At 64.7% G+C, this 16594-nt stretch carries 17 protein-coding genes; 11 read left to right on the forward strand and 6 right to left on the reverse strand.

All coding sequences use genetic code 11. The features are described from left to right. The first annotated feature begins 8 nt into the window (after nt 1–8). From sufD to WN72_RS23265, 5 genes are all read left to right on the forward strand, one after another. Nucleotides 9–1331 (forward strand): Fe-S cluster assembly protein SufD, encoded by a 1323-nt coding sequence (gene sufD, locus WN72_RS23245; RefSeq protein WP_092216245.1) that lies wholly within the window; start codon nt 9–11, stop codon nt 1329–1331. After that, nucleotides 1328–2575 carry a cysteine desulfurase gene (locus tag WN72_RS23250; protein ID WP_092216246.1) on the forward strand — a complete coding sequence of 416 codons (1248 nt, stop codon included), beginning with the start codon at nt 1328–1330 and terminating at the stop codon, nt 2573–2575. Before sufD ends, WN72_RS23250 begins: the two co-directional genes overlap by 4 nt. Next, on the forward strand, nt 2572–2943 hold the full coding sequence (locus WN72_RS23255; RefSeq protein WP_027557857.1) for an SUF system Fe-S cluster assembly protein: 372 nt from the start codon (nt 2572–2574) through the stop codon (nt 2941–2943). Before WN72_RS23250 ends, WN72_RS23255 begins: the two co-directional genes overlap by 4 nt. A gap of 49 nt (nt 2944–2992) precedes the next feature. After that, nucleotides 2993–3391 carry a HesB/IscA family protein gene (locus tag WN72_RS23260; protein WP_027557858.1) on the forward strand — a complete coding sequence of 133 codons (399 nt, stop codon included), beginning with the start codon at nt 2993–2995 and terminating at the stop codon, nt 3389–3391. A gap of 176 nt (nt 3392–3567) precedes the next feature. Further along, complete coding sequence (locus tag WN72_RS23265) at nt 3568–4005, forward strand: TfoX/Sxy family protein (protein ID WP_167380822.1); 438 nt, start codon at nt 3568–3570, stop codon at nt 4003–4005. 98 nt (nt 4006–4103) lie between these two features. Here WN72_RS23265 and fabA read toward each other — a convergent pair whose 3' ends face one another. From fabA to WN72_RS23285, 4 genes are all read right to left on the reverse strand, one after another. Then, entirely contained in the window at nt 4104–4637 is a 534-nt protein-coding gene (fabA, locus tag WN72_RS23270) for a bifunctional 3-hydroxydecanoyl-ACP dehydratase/trans-2-decenoyl-ACP isomerase (RefSeq protein ID WP_092216247.1), read from the reverse strand. A gap of 79 nt (nt 4638–4716) precedes the next feature. Then, on the reverse strand, nt 4717–5784 hold the full coding sequence (locus tag WN72_RS23275) for a GGDEF domain-containing protein (RefSeq protein WP_092216248.1): 1068 nt from the start codon (nt 5782–5784) through the stop codon (nt 4717–4719). Between the two features lie 161 nt (nt 5785–5945). Then, nucleotides 5946–7475 carry a DEAD/DEAH box helicase gene (locus WN72_RS23280; protein ID WP_092216249.1) on the reverse strand — a complete coding sequence of 510 codons (1530 nt, stop codon included), beginning with the start codon at nt 7473–7475 and terminating at the stop codon, nt 5946–5948. A gap of 286 nt (nt 7476–7761) precedes the next feature. Next, nucleotides 7762–8724 (reverse strand): helix-turn-helix domain-containing protein, encoded by a 963-nt coding sequence (locus WN72_RS23285; RefSeq protein ID WP_092216250.1) that lies wholly within the window; start codon nt 8722–8724, stop codon nt 7762–7764. 209 nt (nt 8725–8933) lie between these two features. Between WN72_RS23285 and WN72_RS23290 the strand changes: the two genes are divergently transcribed. From WN72_RS23290 to WN72_RS23310, 5 genes are all read left to right on the forward strand, one after another. Continuing rightward, complete coding sequence (locus WN72_RS23290; protein ID WP_027557864.1) at nt 8934–10448, forward strand: caspase family protein; 1515 nt, start codon at nt 8934–8936, stop codon at nt 10446–10448. Between the two features lie 306 nt (nt 10449–10754). Beyond that, complete coding sequence (locus tag WN72_RS23295; protein ID WP_027557865.1) at nt 10755–10943, forward strand: hypothetical protein; 189 nt, start codon at nt 10755–10757, stop codon at nt 10941–10943. Nucleotides 10944–11418: 475 nt separating this feature from the next. Continuing rightward, entirely contained in the window at nt 11419–12666 is a 1248-nt protein-coding gene (locus WN72_RS23300; protein ID WP_194482921.1) for an FAD-dependent oxidoreductase, read from the forward strand. Nucleotides 12667–12845: 179 nt separating this feature from the next. After that, nucleotides 12846–13613 carry an outer membrane protein gene (locus WN72_RS23305; RefSeq protein ID WP_092216251.1) on the forward strand — a complete coding sequence of 256 codons (768 nt, stop codon included), beginning with the start codon at nt 12846–12848 and terminating at the stop codon, nt 13611–13613. Between the two features lie 334 nt (nt 13614–13947). After that, the gene (locus tag WN72_RS23310; RefSeq protein ID WP_244553746.1) at nt 13948–14739 is read left to right on the forward strand and encodes an outer membrane protein; all 792 of its coding nucleotides are present in this window, start codon (nt 13948–13950) and stop codon (nt 14737–14739) included. Between the two features lie 72 nt (nt 14740–14811). On the opposite strand, the gene WN72_RS23315 is transcribed toward WN72_RS23310, so the two are convergent. Then, a complete protein-coding gene (locus tag WN72_RS23315; RefSeq protein ID WP_027557869.1) occupies nt 14812–15582 on the reverse strand; it encodes an SDR family NAD(P)-dependent oxidoreductase in 771 nt (256 codons plus the stop codon). 21 nt (nt 15583–15603) lie between these two features. Next, entirely contained in the window at nt 15604–15789 is a 186-nt protein-coding gene (locus tag WN72_RS23320; RefSeq protein ID WP_027557870.1) for a hypothetical protein, read from the reverse strand. Between the two features lie 143 nt (nt 15790–15932). On the opposite strand from WN72_RS23320, the gene WN72_RS23325 reads away from it, so the two are divergent. Then, nucleotides 15933–16568 carry a hypothetical protein gene (locus WN72_RS23325; protein WP_092216252.1) on the forward strand — a complete coding sequence of 212 codons (636 nt, stop codon included), beginning with the start codon at nt 15933–15935 and terminating at the stop codon, nt 16566–16568. Nucleotides 16569–16594: the final 26 nt, after the last annotated feature.

Below are 16594 nucleotides of genomic sequence, written 5' to 3' on the forward strand. Positions count from 1 at the left end.
TTTTTGCGATGAACGTTGCTGTGGCAAAGACCGGGAACGGCCGCGCGGTGAGCGATCTCTTCGCCAGCGCCGAAGGCCGCCTGCCGGGTTCGCCGTCCGTGATCGCCGGCCGCCGCGAGGCGTTCGAGACCTATGAGCGTCTCGGCCTGCCGCATCGCCGGGTCGAGGAATGGAAATATACCGATCTGCGCGCGCTGGTCGGCGAGGTGCTGCCGCTGGCGGCGAGCCCCGATGCGGCTGCGCTCAAAGCTGCCGCGGAGGCCGTGAAGGCGCATGCGATCGCAGGCGCCCGCAAGCTGGTGCTGGTCGACGGTGCGTTCGTGGCCGATCTCTCCGACGTCAAGGCACTCTCGTCCGAAGCGAGCCTCAGGACGCTGCGCGAGGTGCTGGCGAACGAGGCAAATCCCGCCGCCGGCGATCTGCTCCAGACCGCCGCGACCGATGCGGTGATCTCGCTCAATGCGGCGATGGCGACGGATGGCGTGGTGGTCTCGGTGGCCGACGGCACGCAGCTGTCTGCGCCGATCCAGGTCATCCACATTGCGACCGCGGCTGGCGCGTCCGCGTTCACTCGCTCGCATCTGCGGATTGGCAAAGGCGTGCGCGCCACAATCGTCGAGAGCTTCGTCGCGGCCGGGAAGGCGAGCGGCTACCAGGTCAACGATGCGGTGATCCTCTGGATTGGCGATGACGCTGACATCGCCCATATCCGTTTGATGGACGACGCGCCTGACGCGGTGAACGTCACCTCGCAATTCGTCACCGTCGGCGCCAACACCAAGCTGAACTTCTTCAACATGACCACCGGCGCAGCCGTCAGCCGCCTGCAGGGCTTCATCACGCTGGCAGGCGAGGGCAGCGAACTCTCCGCCAATGGCGTCAACCTGTTGCAGAAGACCGAGCATGGCGACACCACGCTGGTGGTCGATCATGCCGTGCCGAACTGCGTCAGCCGCGAGGTCTTCCGTGCCGTGATCGACGATCGCGCCCATTCGGTGTTCCAGGGCCGCATCATCGTCCGTCCCGATGCGCAGAAGACCGACGGCAAGATGATGACCCGGGCGCTGCTGCTCTCGGACGAGGCCGAGGCCGACAACAAGCCCGAGCTCGAGATCTTTGCCGACGACGTCTCCTGCGGCCACGGCGCTACCGCCGGCGCGCTGGACGACAGCCTGCTGTTCTATCTGAAGGCGCGCGGTCTGCCGGAGAAGCAGGCTCAGGCGCTGCTGATCCAGGCTTTCGTCGGTGAGGCGATTGAGCAGATCGCTGATGACGGATTGCGCGAGCACGTGATCGGCATCGCCGAGCGCTGGCTGGAGCGGCGGTCATGAGCACCCATCCCGCAGTCAAGAACGGCGCCTATGACGTCGCGCGCGTGCGCGAGGACTTTCCGGCGCTCGCCCTGGAAGTCTACGGCAAGAAGCTGGTCTATCTCGACAACGCCGCCTCGGCGCAGAAGCCGAAGTCCGTGCTCGACCGGATGACGCAGGCTTATCAGTCCGAATACGCCAACGTGCATCGCGGCCTGCATTACCTCGCCAATGCCGCGACGGAGGCCTATGAGGGCGGCCGCGCCAAGGTGGCGCAGTTCATCAATGCTGCGCGGACCGAGGAAGTGATCTTCACCCGCAACGCGACCGAGGCGATCAATCTGGTTGCGTCTTCGTGGGGTAGCCCGAACATCAAGTACGGTGACGAGATCGTCCTCTCGATCATGGAGCATCACTCCAACATCGTGCCCTGGCATTTCCTCAGGGAGCGCCAGGGTGCCGTGATCAAGTGGGCGCCGGTCGACGACGAGGGCAATTTCCTCATCGACGAGTTCGAGAAGCTGCTGACCGCGAAGACCAAGCTGGTCGCGATCACGCAGATGTCGAACGCGCTCGGCACCATCGTGCCGGTCAAGGACGTCGTCAGAATTGCCCACGCCCGCGGCATCCCGGTGCTGGTCGACGGCAGCCAGGGCGCGGTGCACTTGCCCGTCGACGTCCAGGATCTCGGTTGCGACTTCTATGTCTTCACCGGACACAAGGTGTACGGTCCGACCGGCATCGGCGTGCTCTGGGCCAAGTACGACCACCTCGTCGCGATGCGCCCCTACAACGGCGGCGGCGAGATGATCCGCGAGGTCTCGCGCGAGATCGTCACCTATGGCGATCCCCCGCACAAGTTCGAGGCGGGCACGCCCGCGATCGTCGAGGCCGTCGGGCTTGGCGCTGCCATCGACTACGTCAATTCGATCGGCAAGGAGCGCATCGCCGCGCACGAAGCCGATCTGACTGCCTACGCCCAGGAGAAGCTGCGCGAGATCAATTCGCTGCGGCTGATCGGCACGGCCCGCGGCAAGGGGCCGGTGATCTCGTTCGAGCTCAAGGGCGCGCACGCCCATGACGTCGCCACCGTGATCGACCGCCAGGGCATCGCGGTGCGCGCCGGCACCCATTGCGTGATGCCGCTTTTAGAGCGGTTCAACGTGACCGCCACCTGCCGGGCCTCGTTCGGCATGTATAATACGCGGGAAGAAGTCGATCATCTGGCACAGGCGCTGCTCAAGGCGCGGGATTTGTTCGCATGAGTGACACGGCCGAAATCAAAGCCAATCCGATGGAGACTCTCTCGGCGCTGCCGCCGGAGGAGACCGAGCGCCTGACCACCGAGATCATCGCCGGCCTCAAGACCGTGTTCGATCCGGAAATCCCGGCCGACATCTATGAGCTTGGCCTGATCTACAAGGTCGAGATCAAGGATGATCGCTCGGTCGACGTGCTGATGACCCTGACGACGCCGAACTGTCCGGCCGCCGGCGAGCTGCCGACCATGGTCGAGAACGCGGTTGCCAGCGTCCCCGGCGTCGGCGTGGTCGACGTCAAGGTGGTCTGGGAGCCCGCATGGTCGCCGGAACGCATGAGCGACGAGGCCCGCCTCGTGCTCAACATGTGGTGACGGTCTCGGCCCGCATTGAATTCGCTCCGCAACGGACCACATAGATAACATGACCCAGGCAACATCAGCTTCGACACCAAAGCCCCGGCGGCCCCGCCCGCAGGTGATGCGGCTGACCGATGCCGCTGCCCAGCGCATCACCGAGCTGACCCAGCGCGCCGATTCCGAGATCGTCGGCCTGCGTGTCGGCGTGAAGAACGGCGGCTGTGCCGGCCAGTCCTACACGGTCGAATACGCCCACGAGATCCGCCCGACCGACGAGGTCGTCGAGGACAAGGGCGTCAAGATCCTGGTCGACCCCAAGGCCGTGCTGTTCCTGCTCGGCACCGAGATGGACTACAAGGCCGACAAGATGCAGGCCCAGTTCGTCTTCAACAACCCCAACCAGATCTCCGCCTGCGGCTGCGGCGAGTCGGTCGAGCTGCGGCCGGCGAAGATCGACGGGTAAGCCCAGCTCTCTCCTCTCGCTCCGCCGTCGTCCTGGCGAACGCCAGGACCCATACCGCGTGATCTAGCGGTGACGTGCGGTACCAGTACCACGCTTTCTTAGCTGCCAGTCTTCGCTAAACTCCTCCCTGTGATTATGGGTCCGCGCGTTCGCGGGGACGACGGCGGGGGAGTCCAATGGACCGCGAATTCCTGATCGACCTGTTCGCCGATTTCGGTCCGGTCACCATCCGAAAAATGTTCTCTGGCTACGGCATCTCCGCCGACGGCACCAACTTCGCGCTGTCCTTGCGGGCCGGCCTGTTCTTCCGCGCCGACGAGGTGACCATTCCGGAATTTGAGGCCGAGGGGTCAAAGCCGTTCCAGTACTCGACCCGCGCCAAGACCGTGACGGTCAATTCCTACTGGGAGCTGCCGGCGCGGCTGTTCGACGATTCCGCCGAGCTTGCGCAATGGGCAAGGGCGGCGCTCGCCGCGGCCCAGCGCGCCAAGGTGAAGAAGCGGCCGAAGCGGAAGAAGGCGGCGGCGAAGAAGACTGCGAAGAAGGCCGCGCCGAAGAAAGCCCCGGCGAAGAAGCGGTCGGCCCACAAGGCAGCCAAGAAGACGGTGCGGTAGGGTGGGCAAAGCGGAGCGTGCCCACGATTAGGATTGTCATCGCGAGAAGTCGTAGGCACGGCGCGATGCGCCTTTGCCCACCCTACGAGACCTGAGAATTAGTCCGCGGCTTTCGTCAAACCAACCCGCATATCCTTCGCTACGAACACGCTGACGCCATCCGCAACCACACGGCCATCGGCAATGCCGAGCACCAACTTGCCGCGCCGGACCATGCGCATGGCGACCTCGTAGCGCACGGAGCGCGTCTGCGGCGTGATGGCGCCCGTGACCTCGACTTCGCCGACACCGATGGCGCGGCCCTTGCCCGGTGAGCCCGACCAACCGAGCCAATAGCCGATCATCTGCCACATCGCGTCCAGGCCGAGACTTCCTGGCATCATCGCGTCACCGCGATAGTGGCAGTCGAAGAACCAGTGGCCCGGGACAATGTCGAGCTCGCCGACAATGTGGCCCTTGCCGTATGTGCCGCCGTCCAGGCTGATCTCGGTGATGCGGTCCATCATCAGCATCGGCGGCGCCGGCAATTGCGCGTTGCCCGGGCCGAAATAGCCGCCTTCGCTCGATCTCAGCAGCTCGTCCCTGGTGTAGGACGGCTGCGGCGTGTGAAAGTCATGCGGATTGTTGGGCACGACGACAAATCCTCGATGCTCGGGCAGCGAGGAAGATGTCGTTCGGCAGATTGGAAAGTCAAGCGCGCGACGAGCCGCCTCAGGCCACGCGGCTGTGGCTCTCGACGGCGAACTCCGGATCGGCTTCGCAGATCACGCGATTGCGGCCATTGCGCTTGGCGGCGTAGAGGCAGGCATCAGCGCGCTCGATCAGCGCATCGGTGTCGTCGCCTTCCTTGAGCATGGAGACGCCGACGGAGATGGTGACGCGGCCGAGGATCTCGCCGGTGGACTTCTTCTTCAATTCCTTCGCCATCACCGCACGGCGGATGTGATCGGCCACGGTGAGAGCCTGGCGCAGCGCCGTGTTGGGCAGCACGACCGCGAATTCCTCGCCGCCATAGCGTGCGGTGATGTCCTGGCCCTTGATGGTCTGCTTCAGCGACAGGCCGACGAGCCGCAGCACCTGGTCGCCGGTGAGATGGCCGTAGGAATCGTTGAACGATTTGAAGTGGTCGATGTCGAACAGCAGCAGCGACAGCGGCTCGCCGCTCGCCAGCGCGCTCTGCACGGCCATGCCGATCATGCGGTCGAAATATTTGCGGTTGCCAAGGCCGGTGAGCGGATCGGTCAGGCTCTCGGCGCGGATCGCTTCCAGACTCTGCTGGAGGTTGCTGATCTCGTTCTTCGACAGCGTCAGCCGGTCTTCCAGCGCCTTGTTGGTCTCGCGCATCTCGCTGGTCGAGCGTAGCAGCGTCTCGACGATCGCCTTGATCTGGTCGCGGTTCTTGGCCGAGGCCAGCTTCGCGGTCGCGCCCGACAGGCTGGCATCGTAGGAACCGGTCATTCCGAGCGCTTCGCCGAGGACCTTCATCACGTCGTCGATCTCGCCGATGACGCGCGCGCCGACCTTGTCGATGCGGTCGGTGGTCTTGATGTGGGAGAGATAGGTCTCGTAGATCTGCTCGAGATCGGCTTCGGTCAGCTTGCCGTTGCGCGCCAGCGTCTCGTTGATGATCTTGTTGAGCGGCGCGTTGTAGCCGGTGGCGTACACGTACCAGATCTCGTAATTGCGGGGAATTGCCGTCTGCCGAAGCGATCGGATCTGACCGAGCGCTACCTCGGCGAACGCCATCGTGCGTTCGTGTTCGTCGAGCACCTTGACCACAGAACATACCCCACGGCGATCGGTACGCGGCCGATCACTGCAATGCTTAAATTATGTTCGTAGGCTAACGGACGATCGTGAACGACCCGTAAATATACGTTCACGAATGCATCTGAAAAAGTGTGTGGACGTCTGTCTCAACCAACCTGAAGCATCGCGCTTCAAGCGCCGGCGGGCGAAGAGCGCACTGGCCGGAGCAGGAACGCCGGCAGGTGCGAATGATCGCCCGGCTCGGTGTCGGCCTCGCGCTGCCGGCGTGGCTCGGGACGGCCGATCGACGGCACATGCGAATTGCTGGCCTGCTGGCGCGAGCCGTGACGCGGCTCGGATGATTGCCTGGCTTCGCGCGGAGGCCTTGCCTCGCGTGCGGGCCTCGCCTCAGCGGCGGGCCGTGCTTCGGCTGAAGGCCTTTCAGAAGCGTGTCGTGCCTCACCACGCGGCTCGCGCGGCTCATGGCTGCGTTCGCGGTCGCGACCGCGCTGCGGCTTGCCGCGGCCGCCGCGTGAGCGCTCGCGTTCCCGTCCGCGCGGACGCTCGCTCTGCTCGCCCGAGTCCGCATGGACTTCGTAGTCGCCCTCGGCGCGCGGAATGCTCTGGCCGATCAGCTTCTCGATCGCCACCATCGACTTCTGGTCGAGCGGCGTCACGATCGAGATCGCGGTGCCGGTGCGGCCGGCGCGGCCGGTACGGCCGATGCGGTGGACATAGTCGTCGGCGTGATGGGGGACGTCGAAATTGAAGACGTGGCTGACCTCGGGGATGTCGAGGCCGCGCGCGGCGACGTCAGAGGCGACGAGCAGGGGCAGCTCGCCCTTGCGGAACTGATCGAGCGCGGCCATGCGGGCCGGCTGGTCCATGTCGCCGTGCAGCGCGCCGACGCTGAAGCCGTGCTTCTGGAGCGATTTGTGAACGATCGCGACCTCGCGCTTGCGATTGCAGAAGATGATCGCGTTCTTGAGGTCCTTGGCCTCGCGCAGCAGGCGGCGGAGCAGCTCGCGCTTCTCGTGCGCCTCGCGCCCGGCGGGCACCTGGGCCTGCGTCACGGTCACGGCGGTGGTGGCGGGGCGGGAGACTTCGACCTTCTGCGGGTTGTGCAGGAAGGCCTCGGTGATGCGCCGGATCTCCGGCGGCATGGTCGCGGTGAAGAACAGGGTCTGTCGCGTGAAGGGGACCAGCTTGCAGATGCGCTCGATGTCGGGAATGAAGCCCATGTCCAGCATGCGGTCGGCTTCGTCGATGACGAGCAGCTCGACGCCGGTGAGCAGCAGGCCGCCGCGCTCGGTGTGGTCGAGCAGGCGGCCCGGGGTGGCGATCAGCACGTCGACGCCGCGCATCAGCTTGGCATCCTGGTCGCCGAACGAGACGCCGCCGATCAGTAGCGCAACGTTGAGTTTCTGGCCGGCGCCGTAGCGGTCGAAGTTTTCCTTGACCTGCGCCGCGAGCTCGCGGGTCGGCTCCAGGATCAGCGTGCGTGGCATGCGCGCCCGGGCACGACCCTTTTCGAGGATGGTGAGCATCGGCAGCACGAAGGCCGCGGTCTTGCCGGTGCCGGTCTGGGCGATGCCGAGCACGTCCTTGCGTGCGAGGACGTGGGGGATCGCCTGTTCCTGAATGGGGGTGGGATTGGTGTAACCGGTGGCCGCCACTGCGGCGAGGACTTTTTCGGACAGTCCGAGATTTGAAAAGGACATTGAGCCTCTGGTCGAAACCGCCGTTCGGAATCGAGGGTAATAAGGCTGTCGCGTTCCACCCCGAAACGGCGCGCTCTCAAAGAAGCTGGGGGTGCTGACTCACGCGGACAAAGCGCCAGGCTCAGGAATCGGTCTTCGACCTGAGCCGCGTCGCCCCGGAACATAGGCAGGAATTGGCCAAAGTCAATGGAGCGGGCGCGGGAAGACCCTAAAAAACCTGAGGTTTTTAGCCAAATACCGGGTGCGTCAGGGCTTTTCCGCCGGGCTGGAACCGCAAGGGGCGCGCCTAGCGCCCCTCCGGCCCCTGGGCGCGGAAATCGCCTGGAGCCATGCCATAGGCGGCGTTGAAGACCCGGTAATAGGTCGCAAGGCTCTCGAAGCCGCACGAGGTCGCGATGTCGGCGATCAGCCGTTCCGGCGCCTCGCGCATCAGGCGGCGGCTCTGTTTCAGACGCTCGTCGGTCACGGTCTGCGAGAAGCTCTTCTCGGCGGCCTCGAACAGCATGTGGAGGTGGCGCACGGACACGCCGAGCTGGTCGGACACCATGGCCGGCGCCAGATCTGGGTTTTGCAGGTGGCGCACGATCAGGTGCCGCGCCTGCGAGAGGCGGGCGGTCCGCAGCGCGGCCTGTCCGCGGCGGCTGCCCGGCCGCACGATGCCGCGCTCGATCAGCGCCAGATGGGCGAGGGCCTGGACGAGGGAGGTCGCGTCGGTCGCGCTCTCATCCGCGGCGCCCTCGCCGAGATCGGTGAAGCAGGCCGCGAGCAAGGGCGCCAAAGCGTGGTCGTTGAAGGTCTTCGGCGCGAGCTCGCGCATCCGCTTGTCCTGGGCCGGGATGCTGCTCATCGGGATCTTCACGATTCGCAGGTGGAAGCCCCCGGCGGCGAGCGGCGCGGTGCGGTAGGGCAGGTCGGTATGGCTGGTGGCGAAGCTGCCATTGGCAATCGCGAACTCGCTTGCGCGCATGCCGCCGAACCAGCCGCCGCTGCCGAGCTGCTGGTAGACGCAGATGGAATCGCCAGGGGCGTAGGCGATGTCGGATGCGCTGCGCTCGACCGTATAGGGCGAGGCCTTCAGCTCGACGAGGCCGGCGCCGCCGAGCTGGCGCAGCGAGAATTCGCCGAAGAAGTCCGCGCGCCGTTCGCGCTGGAGCTCGGCGGTGACGCCGAACAATCCCTTGGCCCGCACCTCGCGCCAATAGTCGAAGCGGTCATGCGGTTCGACTTCGTCAGTACACCAGCGATACACGGCAGCCCCCGCTTGCAGCGCGACGCCCTAGAAAAAGCAGATTCCGGCCGAATCTGCCATAGGCCAGATGACGGAACCGGGGCGCTCGAAGCGGGGAGCCCTTGAACCGCCGATATGGCTCGGCCGACTATCACATCAGCGGCGGAGGCTTCAATGAACGACCGTTCGAGGGAGCCGGGGACCGGCCGTTCTGCAATGGGATTTATTCGATGACGCGTCGGCTTTTCAGAATTCTGGCGGCCCTTGGTCTGGCGATGAGCCTTGGCGGCGTCGCGCTGCCCGCACATGCCGAGAAGCGCGTCGCGCTCGTCGTCGGCAACAACGACTACCGCAACGTCCCGAAGCTGCTCAAGGCCGTCAACGATGCCCGCACCATGGGCGATACGCTGAAGCAGCTCGGCTTCCAGGTGATGGTCGCCGAGAACCAGAACCGTCAGCAATTCTCCGAGACGCTGCTCGCTTTCGACCGGGCGATCGAGCCCGGCGACACCGCGTTCTTCTTCTACGCCGGCCACGGCTTCGAGATCGCGGGCCAGAACTATCTGCTGCCGACCGACGTGCCGGCAGCGACCGAAGGTCAGGAAGAGCTGGTGCGCGACGCCTCCATCCTCGCCGACCGGATCGTCGAGCGGCTCCAGAACAAGAAGGCGCGGACCTCGATCCTGGTGTTCGATGCCTGTCGCAATAATCCGTTCGAACGCGCCGGCACGCGTGCGGTTGCCGGCGGCGGCGGGCTCGCGCCGATGACGCAGCTGCCCGAAGGCGTGTTCTCGGTGTTTTCGGCAGGTCCCCGCCAGACCGCGCTCGACCGTCTGTCCAATGACGACGCCAATCCCAATTCGGTGTTCACGCGCACCTTCGCCAAGGAGCTGCTCCAGCCCGGCGAGAACCTCGTGCAGGTGGCGCAGCGCACCCGCCGTATGGTCAGCGAGATGGCCGACACCGTCCGGCACAAGCAGGTGCCGGTCTATTTCGACCAGATGGTCGACGACGTCTTCCTCAGCGGCATCGCCAAGGACGCCGCGGTGCGGCCGGCCGAGCCACCGCCGCAGAAGGTCGCCGCGCTGCCGCCGGTGTCGGTGCCGCGCGTGCCGAAGGAGGACACCACCAACGCGCCGATCGCGAGCTTCTCGCGCCACAATGGCGGCTGGAGCGTGGTGTTCTCCTTCGCCGATCCGACGCTCGGCATATCCTGGCGCATGGCCGGCAAGGGCGAGTTCCGCGAGACCGGTTTCATCGACACGCTCGATCCGCGCACCCGCAAGCGGATGCCAAACCCCTCGATCGAGCTCCCGCCGGATGCGCAGGCCGGCACCATCGAGGTCCGCTATGTTGACCAGTCCGGCGATATGCAGGGGCCGTTCCCGATCAGGTTCGATCCCGAGGCCGCGCTGATCCGCGACCAGCGCAAGATCCTCGACATGACCGCGACGAGCTGGCTGTCATTTCGCGAGTTCAACGGGCTGCTGGTCTATTACACGCACCTCGTGTCCTACCGCTGCGCCATCCGCGAGGTGCGGATCGGCATCGACACTGCCGTGCCCAATCAAGTGCTGAAGATGCCGAATTGCGACATGCGCGATCCCAGCGCGATCACTGCCGGCATGCCGCTCTACATGAAGCTCGGCCCCGCCACGCAATTCGTTTCGGTGGAGCTGACTTATCGTGACGGCAGTGTCTCGGAGATCAAGAGTTTCCGCACGGCGAACCGCAGCAACAATTGACGCCGCTCGATCATCAGCCGCGTCGTGACGCTCGGGAGCGCCTAGCCCCTGCGATCGTGCACCACGATCTACGCAGCGCCCGCGGCCCGTCGGGCGCATGCTGCTCGGACAATGCGCAACCTTAGAATGGTGGCGGGGTTGGGAAAAACCTGCAAGGCTACGTTTTTTTGCAGGTTCCGGCAGCGGAATGTGCGCCAGATATTTTAGGGCTTTTTGCTTTTGCCAGGCTACTGCCCCCGCGCTTTCCACGTTGCTGTCGGCTGGACGCAACATTCCTGCGCCATACTCCGTCGCCGGAGGTGAGACATGTCGGATATAGCTAATCAGGCCAGCTTGCGCGCGGACGCCGAGAAATTCGCTGGCAACAAGACGCCGCTCCGCGAGCGTGCCTTTGCCGGCGCCTATCTAACCGCTGTCGGCGTCGCGATGATCTGCTGGCTCTATGTCATCACCCGCGCTGCGCTTGCCGCGATCAGCTGGATGGTGTTCGGCTAACCTGCCGCCAGAAACTGACTGATCTTGATCGCCGCGCAGACGATCATACCCCACAACGCGAAATTGATCTGCAACGCCTCGGCCATTGCCATTTCCCCACCTGGTTCCCTCGAGTGCCGCGTTCATTGAGCGACGCGATCTTCTTCGGCGATACAACTTACAATCTCGCCTATGATTTAGGTCGAATCTTAGGCAACGCCGGACGGCAGGAAAATCCGTATCGCTACGGTTCGAAGAGGGTTCCTTGTGGACCGGGCGGAGCGCTAGAGCTGGTGGAACCGGAACCTTCTGCTCGCGGATCGACGAATGCGGATGGTTTCTCCGCTGCATTCAATCGTTTGAGAGAGGTCAGATATTCCTGTCTCGGCGGCCACCGACGGGTACCGCGGGCCTCCGAGGGATCTCAAATGACCGCTGCGGTCGTGTGGAACTCGGGCTAAGCTTCTCCCCATCCTCCAATCGGCAGCGCGCCACAATGACAACCGATCAAGCACCGAACCGGCTGACAAACGTCCGATGCTGCATCGTTGGCGGCGGGCCGGCCGGCATGATGCTGGGCTATCTGCTCGGACGCGCCGGCATCGACGTCGTGGTGCTGGAGAAGCATGCGGATTTCTTCCGCGACTTTCGCGGCGACACGGTGCATCCCTCGACGCTCCAGGTGATGGACGAGCTCGGCCTGATCGACGACTTCCTGAAGCTGCCGCATCAGCGCTTGCAGAAGATGGACGGCCTGTTCGGCGGCGCAAAGGTGCGCATCGCCGATCTCAGCCGGCTTGACACGAAATATCCTTTCATCGCCTTCATGCCGCAATGGGACTTCCTCAATTTCCTGCGGGAGGCCGGCAAGCGGTTCGCATCGCTCAAGGTGATGATGAATACGGAAGCCGTCGACCTGATCCGCCGCGGTGACGCCATTGCTGGCGTGCGCGCGAACACGCCGGATGGCCCGGTCGACATCGAGGCCGATCTCACCATCGCCTGTGATGGCCGGCATTCGACCGTGCGCGAGCGCGCGGGTCTTGCGGTCGAGGAGATCGGCGCGCCGATGGACGTGCTGTGGTTCCGCGTCGGCCGCAGGGCGGACGAGACCGAGAACCTGTTCGCGCGCATCGAGCCCGGCAAGATGATGGTCACCTTCGACCGCGGCGACTATTGGCAATGCGCCTATGTCATCGCCAAGGGGCAATACGAGGCGGTGAAGGCGAGGGGATTGCAGGCGCTGCTCGACGACGTCGTGCGCATGGCGCCGATCCTCAGATCCGGCATCGCCGACGTGAAGAGTTTTGACGACGTCAAGCTGCTTACCGTCGCGATCAATCGCCTGAGCCGCTGGACGCGGCCAGGATTGCTGTGCATCGGCGATGCCGCGCATGCGATGTCGCCGGTCGGCGGCGTCGGCGTCAATCTCGCCGTGCAGGACGCAGTCGCGACCGCAAACCTGCTTACGGACAAGCTTCAGCGCGGCTGCCCCTCCGAGGATGAGCTCGATGCGGTGCGGCGCCGGCGTGCGTTTCCGGTGCGGATGACCCAAGCGATGCAGGTGATCGTGCAGAACAACATCATCAGCGGCGCCTTGCAGGGCGGCGATCGGCCGCTGAAGGTGCCGCTGGTGCTGCGCCTCCTCACCGCCGTGCCGTGGTTGCAAGGCATCCCCGCGCGCTTCCTGGCCATCGGTGTGCGGCCCGAGCATGTGCAGTCGAAGGCCGCGCCGGCACTGTAATGCAAGCAGGTGGTAGGGATAATGCCGCGTTAAATCGCGCGCGGCGCGTTGCGCGCGTGCAACAGCGCAAAGGGATTCACGGCGCACTATGTGGCAATCCGGCGTCTTAACTTTCTTGATTCAAATTTGAGTAAGACCTGCGTGTGAGCGTGCGCCCATCAAAGGACACGGGGTGTACCATGCGTAACAAATTGATTGCCGCCTTCGCCTGCACGACCGCTCTGGTTTCGACCGGCGCTGCCTCCGCCGCCGATCTCGGTGCGCGCTACACGAAGGCGCCCGCCTATGTCGAGCCGCTGTTCAACTGGACCGGTTTCTATGTCGGCGGCCACATCGGTGGCGCCTGGACCAACGAGCAGTTCATCAACAACGGGACCGGCGCGCCGTTCGGCGACCTCGTTCCGGGACAGGGCTATCGTCAGCGCAGCGCGGGCATCATGGGCGGCGCGCAGATCGGCTACAACTGGCAGGCCAACAACTACGTGTTCGGCGTGGAAGGCACGATCTCCGGCCTCGACAACAAGGGCACGGTCGTGAACACCGCCTTCGGTGCTGGCGACGACATCTTCACTTGGCGCGCCAACGTGCTCGCGACGGTCGTGGGCCGTGCCGGCTTCGCCGTGCAGAACAATCTGTTCTACATCAAGGGCGGCTATGCCGGCGTGAACAACCGTCTCAACGTCAGCGACACCGTTGGCCCGGCGACGGGCTCGGGCGGTCAGACCCACTGGGCCAACGGCTGGACCGTCGGCGCCGGCTGGGAATACGGCATCACCCGCAACTGGATCGTCGGCCTCGAATACAATTACGCGGCCTTCGGCAGCCAGACCTATCAGCTCGGCGGCACCTCGGGGAACTACACCTTCGATGCCAAGCCGCGCGACATCCAGTGGGCCGTCGTGCGCGCTAGCTACAAGTTCGACGCGCCGGTCATCGCGCGCTACTGAGGACGTCAACGAAACGACCAAGCAAGCGACAAAAAACCATCACGACCCAAATTCAAAAGCCCCGGCATTGCCGGGGCTTCTTTTTTCCGCAGGACATTGCGGAAGCTCAACTCCGATGCCGAGGCTTCTTTGCCTGCGACAGGACTCCGATCCTAGGACGTGCATGGGTCAGCGTTGCCGACCTTTGCGTACCGGAAATGTCACGTTTTCCCGAATAGCGCCTGGAAACCAGCGGGAACCGCTAGTTCGTCATCGCCGTCCAAATTGGCGATGCATAAGCTGCCTCATCGACACGATTCCATTTCTCGCAGTTTTTTTTCCGAAGGGGACATCGATGAAAACGGCAATGGCTTTCGCTGCCGGAATGTCACTTCTGTTCGCGGCGACGGGCGCGGCCTGCGCAGCCGACATGGCGGTCAAGGCTCCGCCCATGCCACCGCCGGTCGCGGTGTACAGTTGGACCGGCTGCTATGTCGGCGTGGAAGGTGGCTGGTCCTGGGGCCGTGATCGCGCGATCAGCAACGGTACGAACAATGGCCTGGACAATGGGACTGCCGGAGCCCTCAAGACTTCAGGCGACGTCAACGGGGGCCTGCTCGGTGGAACGATCGGTTGTAACTATCAGCGAGACCGGTGGGTGTTCGGCATCGAGGGGGACGGATCGTGGTCTGGCAAGACGGGTAGCTCCAACCTGGTGAGCCCGCCGTTCGTGCCGACCTTCAGGGAAGACGTGTCGCAGAGCTGGATCGCGACGATCCGCGGCCGCGTCGGCTTCACTGTCACACCGACTGTGCTGCTGTACGGCACCGCGGGTGGCGCTTTCGCGGATTTGCGTATCCATGAGTTCGATCCGACGGCTGCCGCCGGTTCGCCGGCTGGTATCGGAGCCACGGAGACACAGACGTTTGCCGGCTGGACCGCTGGCGCCGGTGTCGAATGGGCCTTTGCGCCAAGCTGGTCGGCGAAGGTCGAATACCTCTATATGGATTTGGGCAGCAAGGGGTTCTTCCAGGCGACTGCGACGGGGTGCTGTACCTTCCAGTCGACCCATCTCACCGACAACATCGTGCGCGCCGGCATCAACTATCGCTTCAACTGGGGAAGCCCAGTCGTCGCGAAATACTGACGCTCGTCCACGTCCACGACATTCGATAGCCCCGGCCTTCGCGCCGGGGCTATTTTCATGGAGCGTGGCGCCTCACGCCATGACCGAGAATCCACCGTCGACGGGGATCGCGGTGCCCGTGACGAAGTTCGAGGCGGGCGAGGCGAGGAACACCGCGATGCCGGCGAAGTCGTCGATGTCGCCCCAGCGGCCCGCAGGCGTGCGCGCCAGCACCCGTTCGTGCAGACCTGCAACCTGCTGCCGCGCGCCGCGCGTGAGGTCGGTGTCGATCCAGCCCGGCAGGATGGCGTTGACCTGGATGTTGTCGGGCGCCCAGGCATTGGCGCAGGCGCGCGTGTACTGCACGATGCCGCCTTTGCTCGCCGCATAAGCGGTTGCGAAGCTCGCGCCGAAGATCGACATCATCGAGCCGATGTTGATCACCTTGCCGTTGCCGGACGCCTTCAGCGCCGGATAGGCGAGCTTCGAGCACACGAAGGCGCTGGTGAGGTTGGTGTCGATCACCTTGTTCCACTCGTCGAGCTCGAGCTCGTGCGGCGGCTTGCGGATGCTCATGCCGGCATTGTTGATGAGGATGTCGATCCGGCCGAACTCCTTGACGACACGGTCGATCATGGCAGCGACCGCCACCTTGTCGGTTACGTCAGTGGCGACCGCGATCGCCTTCACGCCGCGCGCCTTGAGGTCGGCCACGGCAGCGGCGGATTTGGCTTCGTTGCGTCCGACCACGGCGATGTCGGCGCCCGCGTCGGCCAGTCCGTGGGCGAGGCCGAGACCGATGCCGCCATTGCCTCCCGTCACGATCGCGACCTTGCCGCGGAGATCGAACCGGCTGGATGTCATGCTTGTATTCCCTGGTTTCTTCTATTGGTTGCTCTGCCAGATCAGCACCAGCCCGAAGCCGGCCATGGCGGCGCCATAGCCGGCCCATTGCAGCTGGTTGACCATGAAGCTCGATCGCGGCCAGGGAACGGTGCCCGTTCCCTGTCCGATCCAGAGCAGCCCGACGGCGAGGGCAAACAGGCCTGCTACAAGCAGAAATCTGCGCATGCGCTCCTCCCTCGGTTCTGCTTCTGTCGCGCCGCGGCATGAACGAAGTTGGCATCATTCGGCCGCCGCCACGAAAACTTCGACACAGACTAGCCGTAGCTGTGGTGCTGATACAATGGCCGTCCCCGTCGGAAGGTGCTGCCATGCACTTGAAGAGGCTACTCGTCGCGGCCGTCATCATCTCGGCGCTGCTGGCCGGCTACGTGGCCTGGCCTCGCCATGCGGATCTGCGCGCCTTCGATCCGGCCGAGATGGCGCGGCTCGAGACGGCGATGTGGCGCGACTATTACGAAGAGCGATATGGCGCGCTGTTTTATCACCTCTACGAATCCACACGAACGCAATTCGGCTTTTCGCCACTGAAGGGCCTGCGGATCGCGATCAGCGCCGCCGAGGCAGCCAGGACATTCCAGCCGACACGCTCGCGGCAGGAGGCCGACGCGGCGCTGCCGCCGCTGATCGTCTACTATGGAGAGCTTTCCTCCGCGGCGCCCACGGCGTTCGATGTCGAGGAGGCCGCGCGTCTCGAGCTCGACTGGTGGCAGGCTCGCCGCGAAGCGGTCGATCCGCGCGACTACGGCCTGACCATCGCGCGCGTGGCCGAGCTCACCTATGGCAGGATCCCGGATTCAGGCATCTGGCAATTCGGCATCGTACGGGCGGAAGCCATGGCCTATCGCGACGCGCGCGGTGCGGCCATCACCGCTTCCGATTGGGGCGAGATCGAGGCGCAGCTCGCGCGGGCCTACTGGTCGCTCAAGGCGAGTGTCAGCCGCTGAGCGAGACAAGCCCCGGAGGATCCGGG

It is taken from the genome of Bradyrhizobium arachidis, assembly GCF_015291705.1.
GTDB lineage: Bacteria > Pseudomonadota > Alphaproteobacteria > Rhizobiales > Xanthobacteraceae > Bradyrhizobium > Bradyrhizobium arachidis.

What these genes read in the sequence shown, in the direction of transcription:
- WN72_RS23290 (WP_027557864.1), top strand. Translation starts at nt 8,934, where the DNA reads ATGACGCGTCGGCTTTTCAGAATTCTGGCGGCCCTTGGTCTGGCGATG.
- WN72_RS23250 (WP_092216246.1), top strand. Translation starts at nt 1,328, where the DNA reads ATGAGCACCCATCCCGCAGTCAAGAACGGCGCCTATGACGTCGCGCGC.
- WN72_RS23260 (WP_027557858.1), top strand. Translation starts at nt 2,993, where the DNA reads ATGACCCAGGCAACATCAGCTTCGACACCAAAGCCCCGGCGGCCCCGC.
- sufD (WP_092216245.1), top strand. Translation starts at nt 9, where the DNA reads ATGAACGTTGCTGTGGCAAAGACCGGGAACGGCCGCGCGGTGAGCGAT.
- WN72_RS23325 (WP_092216252.1), top strand. Translation starts at nt 15,933, where the DNA reads ATGCACTTGAAGAGGCTACTCGTCGCGGCCGTCATCATCTCGGCGCTG.
- WN72_RS23310 (WP_244553746.1), top strand. Translation starts at nt 13,948, where the DNA reads ATGAAAACGGCAATGGCTTTCGCTGCCGGAATGTCACTTCTGTTCGCG.
- WN72_RS23300 (WP_194482921.1), top strand. Translation starts at nt 11,419, where the DNA reads ATGACAACCGATCAAGCACCGAACCGGCTGACAAACGTCCGATGCTGC.
- WN72_RS23315 (WP_027557869.1), bottom strand. Translation starts at nt 15,582, where the DNA reads ATGACATCCAGCCGGTTCGATCTCCGCGGCAAGGTCGCGATCGTGACG.
- WN72_RS23265 (WP_167380822.1), top strand. Translation starts at nt 3,568, where the DNA reads ATGGACCGCGAATTCCTGATCGACCTGTTCGCCGATTTCGGTCCGGTC.
- WN72_RS23305 (WP_092216251.1), top strand. Translation starts at nt 12,846, where the DNA reads ATGCGTAACAAATTGATTGCCGCCTTCGCCTGCACGACCGCTCTGGTT.
- WN72_RS23255 (WP_027557857.1), top strand. Translation starts at nt 2,572, where the DNA reads ATGAGTGACACGGCCGAAATCAAAGCCAATCCGATGGAGACTCTCTCG.
- WN72_RS23295 (WP_027557865.1), top strand. Translation starts at nt 10,755, where the DNA reads ATGTCGGATATAGCTAATCAGGCCAGCTTGCGCGCGGACGCCGAGAAA.
- WN72_RS23280 (WP_092216249.1), bottom strand. Translation starts at nt 7,475, where the DNA reads ATGTCCTTTTCAAATCTCGGACTGTCCGAAAAAGTCCTCGCCGCAGTG.
- WN72_RS23320 (WP_027557870.1), bottom strand. Translation starts at nt 15,789, where the DNA reads ATGCGCAGATTTCTGCTTGTAGCAGGCCTGTTTGCCCTCGCCGTCGGG.